2 protein-coding genes are annotated in these 1,282 nt (G+C 65.0%); both read left to right on the forward strand.

The window, feature by feature from the left end:
• Positions 1–606 (forward strand): S1C family serine protease (locus E5W87_RS33110; RefSeq protein ID WP_292407462.1); only part of this gene is annotated, 606 nt, incomplete at its 5' end.
• Between the two features lie 22 nt (positions 607–628).
• Positions 629–1,282, forward strand: a 654-nt coding sequence (locus E5W87_RS33115; protein WP_292407465.1) for a LysR family transcriptional regulator, incomplete at its 3' end; no start/stop codon positions are given.

A 1,282-nucleotide genomic window follows, 5' to 3' on the forward strand; every position in this document is an offset into this window, starting at 1 on the left:
GCCAAGGCGATGGCCGGCGATCCCGTGGTGCTCGCCGACGGCATCGGCCAGTCGGTCAGCGCGCACATCGTCACCAAGCAGGAATTCGCCGGCTATTGGGAGTACCTACTGGACGAGGCGATCTTCACCGCGCCCGCCCATCCGTCATGGGGAGGTGCGGCACTGATCGGACAGGACGGCAGGCTGCTCGGCATCGGTTCGCTGCGCCTGCAGATGAGCCGCGCCGGCGAGATCGCCGATATCAACATGGTGGTGCCGATCGACCTTCTGCCGCCCATTCTCGACGATCTCCTGACACGCGGCCAGGTTGCCAAGCCACCGCGCCCCTGGCTTGGCGCCTTCTCCGCCGAAAGCAATGGCGAGGTGGTGGTGATGAGCGTCGCCGAAGGCAGCCCGGCCGCCGAAGCCGGCCTGCGTCAGGGCGACATCATCTCGGATGTGCGCGACGGCGAAGTCGACGGGCTCGCCGATTTCTACCGCAAGCTGTGGCAGAATCCGGCAGGCGCGGAGATCCCGCTGCGGGTGGTGCGCGACGGCCGCGAAACCTGGCTGCGCGTCAAGTCGGCCGACCGCAACAGTTTTCTCAAGAAACCGCAGCTGCAGTGAAGCAGTCGATACGGGTCACCTGATGCATCCAAGACTGCTCAAGACGTTCCTCGCGGTTGCGCGGTGGCGAAACATCACCCGCGCCGCAGAGGAGATCCACCTCGCGCAATCGAGCGTGAGCGATCAGATCCAGACGCTTGAAACCGAGCTTGGCACGGCCCTGTTCACGCGGTCGAAGCAGGGCCTGCAACTGACGCCGGCGGGCGCCACGCTGAAGCCCTATGCGCAAGACATTCTGATGCTGGCCGAAGAGGCACGGGCGGCCGTGGGGGTGACTGCCGGACACAGCGCCGGATCGGTGACGATCGGCGCTTTGGAGACGATCGCCTCGGCGAAGCTTGCGCGATGGCTCCCGGATTTCCAGGCCGCCCATCCCGACATCGATCTTCGGCTGAAGGTCGCCGGCAGCGGTGATCTCATGCGCAAGCTGGAAGATGGCGAGATCGACGTCGCCTTCTGCTTCGACAGGGACGGTTTCGAGAAGATCGACGAACGCCTCGCCAGGCGGACGCTATCGGCGGAACCATTGATCCTTGTCGTTCCTCCAGGGGAGGCAGCGATGCGAGGCGATCTTACGGCGCTCGGCAACATGAGCTTCGTCGTCACCGAAGCCGGATGCATCTATCGGCACCTGTTCGACAAGGCTTTTGCCGAGGCAGGCCTTGCATCGCCGAGG

Origin of the sequence: Mesorhizobium sp. (genome assembly GCF_004962925.1) — a bacterium.
GTDB lineage: Bacteria > Pseudomonadota > Alphaproteobacteria > Rhizobiales > Rhizobiaceae > Mesorhizobium.